General features: G+C 40.4%; 6 protein-coding genes. 4 read left to right on the forward strand and 2 right to left on the reverse strand.

Annotated features, from left to right (window positions below; all coding sequences use genetic code 11):
• Positions 1-4 precede the first annotated feature (4 nt).
• Positions 5-481, forward strand: coding sequence for an acetyl-CoA carboxylase biotin carboxyl carrier protein (locus tag WFH04_RS11500; protein WP_336824198.1), 477 nt, complete (start codon positions 5-7; stop codon positions 479-481).
• Positions 474-1,835: an acetyl-CoA carboxylase biotin carboxylase subunit gene (accC, locus tag WFH04_RS11505; RefSeq protein ID WP_336824199.1), complete on the forward strand. Its 1,362-nt coding sequence runs from the start codon at positions 474-476 to the stop codon at positions 1,833-1,835. Before WFH04_RS11500 ends, accC begins: the two co-directional genes overlap by 8 nt.
• Positions 1,836-1,939: 104 nt before the next feature.
• Here accC and WFH04_RS11510 read toward each other — a convergent pair whose 3' ends face one another.
• The gene (locus WFH04_RS11510; RefSeq protein ID WP_336824200.1) at positions 1,940-2,698 is read right to left on the reverse strand and encodes an IclR family transcriptional regulator; all 759 of its coding nucleotides are present in this window, start codon (positions 2,696-2,698) and stop codon (positions 1,940-1,942) included.
• Positions 2,699-3,099: 401 nt separating this feature from the next.
• On the opposite strand from WFH04_RS11510, the gene WFH04_RS11515 reads away from it, so the two are divergent.
• Positions 3,100-3,429, forward strand: coding sequence for an HIT domain-containing protein (locus tag WFH04_RS11515; protein WP_336824201.1), 330 nt, complete (start codon positions 3,100-3,102; stop codon positions 3,427-3,429).
• Between the two features lie 353 nt (positions 3,430-3,782).
• Here WFH04_RS11515 and nadX read toward each other — a convergent pair whose 3' ends face one another.
• On the reverse strand, positions 3,783-4,562 hold the full coding sequence (nadX, locus tag WFH04_RS11520) for an aspartate dehydrogenase (RefSeq protein ID WP_336824202.1): 780 nt from the start codon (positions 4,560-4,562) through the stop codon (positions 3,783-3,785).
• Positions 4,563-4,740: 178 nt separating this feature from the next.
• On the opposite strand from nadX, the gene WFH04_RS11525 reads away from it, so the two are divergent.
• A complete protein-coding gene (locus WFH04_RS11525; RefSeq protein WP_336824203.1) occupies positions 4,741-5,646 on the forward strand; it encodes a TIGR01777 family oxidoreductase in 906 nt (301 codons plus the stop codon).
• Positions 5,647-6,199: the final 553 nt, after the last annotated feature.

Here is a 6,199-nt window from a genome sequence, read left to right on the forward strand (position 1 = left end):
TTTTATGTTTACCGAAGAAGAAATACAAGCCATTCAAAAAATAGTAACAATCATTGATAATAGTTCACTGCGTTCCGGCACTTTCGAGAAGGATGGATTTGTCATTCAGTTCAATAAAGATCACGGAACCTATTCCTATGCTCCAGCAGCGCCAAAGGAAGGAACAGTCAACCCGTTCAACACCGATCTTGTTGAACCTGCGGCGGAAGCAATAGTTGAAAGCGATACAGATTTAGAGTGTAAAGCCCCTTTCTTAGGAACACTTTACTTACAGAGCAATGACGAAGAAAAATCAGCTATTCACATCGGTCAAAAAGTTAAAAAAGGAGAAGTTCTGTTTTTAATTGAAGCGATGAAATTATTAAATGAAGTCCATGCACCCGCAGACGGTGAAATTACAGAAATTCTGTGTAACCATGGAGATCTTGTGCAGTTCGGGGATGTTGTCATTCGAATGAAGGCAAGTGATCTGAATGATTAAAAAAGTACTCATTGCCAACCGAGGTGAAATAGCCGTCCGCATCATACGGACTTGCCAGGATTTAAACATCAAAACGGTCGCTATCTATTCTGAAGCAGATCGAGATGCATTGCATGTCCAATTGAGCGATGAAGCCTATTGCTTAGGCCCTGCCTCTTCCCAAGAAAGTTATTTACGGCAAGATGTAATCGTTCATCTTGCCTTACAAACGAATTGCGATGCAATCCATCCAGGCTATGGGTTTCTATCCGAAAACGATCAATTTGCCCTCATATGCGAGCAAGTCGGCATTAAGTTCATTGGTCCTTCTTCAGCTGCCATTCGTTCAATGGGTGTTAAAGATGAAGCGAAACAAATTATGAAAAATTCAAATGTGCCAGTCGTGTTAGGTTCTGATGGATTAACAACCACATTGGATGAAGCAATCGAAATTGCCGAACAAATTGGCTATCCGCTCATTATTAAAGCGACCGCAGGCGGTGGAGGAAAAGGCATTCGCCTCGTTTATGAGAAAGACCAACTAGTAGATCAGTTCAAATCAGCCCAAAATGAAGCTTCGTCAGTTTTTGCCAATAGCGGTGTCTACATTGAAAAATACATCGAACAGTTTCGTCATATTGAAGTCCAAATTGCTGCCGATCAATATGGCAATACCGTTCACTTAGGTGAACGGGACTGTACAACTCAGCGTAGAATGCAAAAACTGATTGAAGAAGCTCCCTCCTCTGTCATCGACGATCAGTTAAGAGATGAATTAGGAAAGGCTGCCGTTCGGGCCGCAAAAGCCGTTCATTATGTCGGTGTCGGTACAGTTGAGTTTATTTATGATTCCATAAAAAAAGAATTTTACTTCATGGAAATGAATACAAGAATCCAAGTGGAACATACGATTACTGAAGAAGTGACTGGCGTGGACCTAGTAGAATTGCAATTTCGCATTGCAAACGGCGAACCGCTTCCTTTCAAACAGGAAGAGATTCAATGGACAGGATGGGCGATCGAATGCCGGATCAATGCGGAGGACCCTCTCCAAAATTTCATGCCGAATCCCGGTACAATCTCTTTCGCGCATTTGCCTGCAGGGCCGCATGTAAGAGTGGACAGCGCCATTTATACTGGATATACGATACCGCCCTATTACGATTCGATGATTGCAAAAGTAATTGTTCGCGGCTCAGATCGCAACGATGCCATTCAAAAAATGAGACGGGCATTGAACGAAATGAAAATAGAAGGGATTCCAACAACAAAAGACTTTTTACAATATGCCCTTCAGTTCGAGGAATTTCAAAAAGGTGACTTCACCTCTAATTTATATTCGTCCATGATTGAAGGATTCAGCGATTTAAAATAAATGGCGAATACCCTTTAAAACAAAAAAGTACTTGAGCTATAGTTGTCTAAGGCTCAAGTACTTTTTTGATAACACCTATCCATGCTTTGTCATGAATCAAGCGATTATTTCTTTTCATATCCGATCTCTTCTGAAATCTTCTGAGCAGCTATTTTAACCTTTTTGCTTAAATGTTCAATTGCACGATCGGAAAACTCGATTTCAATGCCTGCCACACTTAAGGAACCGATCACTTTTCCATCACTATTATAAATAGGTGCAGCGAGTGATGCTGTATGATTTTCCAATTCAGATTTGCTAATCGTATATCCTTTTTCTCTCGCCTCTTCAATCGATGCAAGCAATTGTTGCCGATCTGTAATCGTATTGTTCGTATACGCTTTTAGTTCAACACGCTCCAAATATTGTTCGATAAATTGATCGGATTGGAAAGACAAGACCGCCCTGGCACATGCACCGCCGTATAATGGACTTCTACGGCCAACAGATGTATACAGTTTAACCTTTTGGAACTCATCGATTTTCTCGATATATACTGCTTCATCTCCCTCTAAAATTGCTAAATTGACCGCTTGGTGTTCTTCACTGTGCAGTTGGCGCATGATCGGTTCCGCAATTTGCCGTATATTCATCCGGCTCGAAACGAGACGGCCAAACGTTAAAAAAATCGTGCCTAACCGATATTTTGCATCTTCCTTTTTCTCTAAAAATTTCATTTCCTCCAAGGACAATAACATCCGATACACAGAACTTTTCGGCATACCAGACAATTCCACGATTTCTTGAAAAGTCAACTCGGCATGGTCTGTAAATAAATATAAAAGTTCCATCGTTCGAATGACCGTCTTATTCATATTCGACATATTGTTGCTCCTTCTCTTTTCGACAAATAAGTTTTATGTATACGTCCTAACCTACCAATATAGCTGTCTTGCTCTATAGTCGATCACATCCAAAGCTGTGTATTGGATCAACTCTATATACCTATCATACACATATTATACCATTATTTGAAGATTCTTTTATGACAGAAAAAATTGAAGGCAGGAATGTAATTTAGCCGGTTCTGTAGAGGAGTAGAAATTAGTAAATGAAAGGAATGCGCATCATAGGGCAGTTGAATATCGTTAAAAAATTGACAATTCCGAAGATGTAGAGGAGTTTTATGTTAACATAGATTACAAGTAACTGTGAATTTGCCATTCAACAAACAGGGTACATCTTAAGTATTTTTAGAGAAATTGAAGCTACATAGGAGGATACAATGACTGAAGACTTTTATTGTGATGAAGTATTAAGTGGAAAAACTAAAGTCAATAAAGTAATGGAGACTGAAAATGTACTAGCTTATTACCATACAAAACCTTTTTACCCAGTTCATATTGTTGCAATTCCTAAGAAACATATCTCCTCTCTTATCACGTTAGAAGCAACTGACAATGGCTTGTTACTTGAGCTTTTAGGGGTAATTCAACAGGTTGCAGCTAAGGTTACGGAAGAATACGGAGCTTGCAGAGTACTAACGAACTTGGGTGAATATCAGGATTCCAAACATTTACATTGGCATATAGTCTTTGGAAAACAATTGCGATAGCTACCAAGCAATGAGAAGTATACAACGATTTACTTGTGGAGACTCTGGAGAGATAGTGAGCAACCAACGAACACAATACGCACGAGTTGCTAAATCGCCCCTCCGAGCGTACTGTTTGAAGCACAAATTTCAATGGCATGATTGGCACAAGTAACATTTAATATTTATCACGAAAATCGAACAAGTAAAAAATACACAGAAAAATTCACTGTGCATTTTCACTTGTTTTTCTTTTTCAAACTCTGTTTAATTCTTACACTAATTTGATAGCAATAAGCGTTTCTCTCCTCAACAACATAACCGTTAGATTATAGCAAACGTATTGGTTCGCTGTTTCATTTTCCTTTTACCAACTACCCAACGACCAATGCATTTCCTCTATTTTTCAAAGCAGCTATAATGCTCAACGCCGCTAAATAGCTTGTTTTCGGATTTCCCGGCATCGGCTGATTTTCGATTTTCATTGCCATCTTCCCAAAATCACCGATCGCTTCAATCGTATGTGTGTTTTGCTCAATGTCTGGGTCGGCGATAATTTGTACGCGCGTCTGATCAGCACCGATTCCTGCAATGGAAAGCAAAAGAGCGACATTGATGTTTTTCGGAAAACGGTCAATCGCTTTCCTCGCGGAACCATCAAACAGCAACTCCTCCGCCTTGACTGCCTCCAAGCCCAACGACTGCGGCGACTTCCTCGTCGTAATGCGGACTTCACGAAGTCCACCTAACGAATTTGCTGATTGCAAAAGATCCAATCCCCCGATCGCACCTGAAGGAAGAGAAATGGTTTGAGCGTTTGTTTGAGCAATCTCTTTCATTTCCATCAAAAATTCGTCATCCTTAAAAACACCAATACTGCTTAGAATCATATCTTTCTTGCTTTCCAATACTTCCTTCATATACATCTCTGCTGCTTCAACAGTCGCTGCCTCTACGACAACGTCCAACGGCGTATGTACAAACGCTTGAAAGTCTGAATAAAACTCGACTCCATATCGCTCAGACAGCTGCTTGCCGACTTTTTCATTCCTTCCAAACAATGCAATAATCTCACCGTCGACAGCATTCGCTTGATTGATATTTTGCAATAAATGCGTTGCAATATTGCCTGTTCCGATAATCCCGATTTTCATTGGATAAACTCCTTCCTTGATTCTTTATCTATTCCACAAGTAATGAAAATAGAATCGCCCATTACGATTGTATCGTAAATATAACAGTCCTCCAGCAGATTCATACTTTATCTATGAAGTGCATGGTAAACTGAATATACGGAAAAACATAGTAGTCTATGAACAAGGAGGTGTTCAAATGAAAATCATCATTGCCGGCGGTTCGGGTTTTATTGGAAATAAACTAACCGACCTTCTTATGAAGCAAGGTCATGAAGTCATTATCTTGACACGGAAAAAGAGGCCGCCACTTAGTGGGGTGATGTATGTTGAATGGCTAACAGAAGGGGCAGCTCCGGAAAATGAAATAAGAGACGCCGATGCTGTCATTAACTTGGCTGGCGTTTCAATAAATGACGGTAGATGGACTCCAGAGCATCAAAGAAAAATCTACGATAGCCGAATGATTGCAACCGATGAACTGCTTATAATCATTTCTACATTGCGCAAAAAACCTTCCGTCTTCATTAACGCAAGTGCAATCGGCATATACCCTGTATCACTCGACGAAGTGTATACGGAAGAGTCAAAGACGATGCCGAATGACTTTTTAGGCAAGACGGTTTTGGACTGGGAGCATAAAGCTAAACAGGCAGAAAAATCCGGTGCGCGTACAGTTTTCATGAGATTTGGCGTAGTGCTTGGAAGAGAAGGCGGGGCACTCCCATTGATGGCTCTGCCGTATAAATTATTCGCTGGAGGGACAGTCGGGTCAGGTGAACAATGGGTTTCATGGGTGCATGTGACGGACATTGTTCGGGCGATTTCCTTCGCGCTTCACAATGAACAGCTGCATGGGCCAGTAAATGTGACAGCTCCCTCCCCTTTGCGGATGAAAGAATTCGGAAAAACAATCGGATCCGTGTTAAAACGTCCACATTGGTTTCCTGTCCCTTCTTTCGCCATGAAATTGGCTTTAGGGCAAAAAAGCAAGTTAGTTCTTGAAGGACAGAAAGTATTGCCGAACGTGTTGATGGAAGAGGGATTTCAGTTTGAATTCTTAGAGCTTGAAGAGGCATTAATAGATCTATTTAATAGAAAGTAGAGAAATCTTCCTTTCTCAAGGTACACACGTGACAAAAAAATTTAAAAAGGGAGAAGCGCTTGGATGCTACTCCCAAAACTCCCTTTTTAGGCGCATATAGAATATTTCTATTTTCCGATGAACGCACTTGCCCCACAAACAGTTTTACAAATTTACCTCTCTCCCATGGTGGAATGAAAAGTGCCAACCATATACTGAACAACTTACTAACCTCACATAAACTGTAAGATTCCATCTTGGCTTGATCACGCATGTTTGAGCGATCAACCTTTTATCTTTCATTCTTTTGTTTTCATTAGAAAAACAAGGAAGGAAATTTTTACCTGTCCTGTTTATGTGCACCTTCATCACACGGAGGAATCTCCTAATCACATTCTTCTCATAAATAGAGGACCTTTTTGATGAAAACGATCAAACGACAAAAAGCCGCATCGTTACACTCGGAACTGACCTAAGAAAATGAGACAAATAAAAACACCTTTCGTTGAAAATAGGGTATTGAACCTTATGAAATCAATTCGGAGGTGTTTTTTTAATGGCGACTAGAGTTAGT

Source organism: Sporosarcina sp. USHLN248, from assembly GCF_037144575.1.
Lineage (GTDB): Bacteria > Bacillota > Bacilli > Bacillales_A > Planococcaceae > Sporosarcina > Sporosarcina contaminans.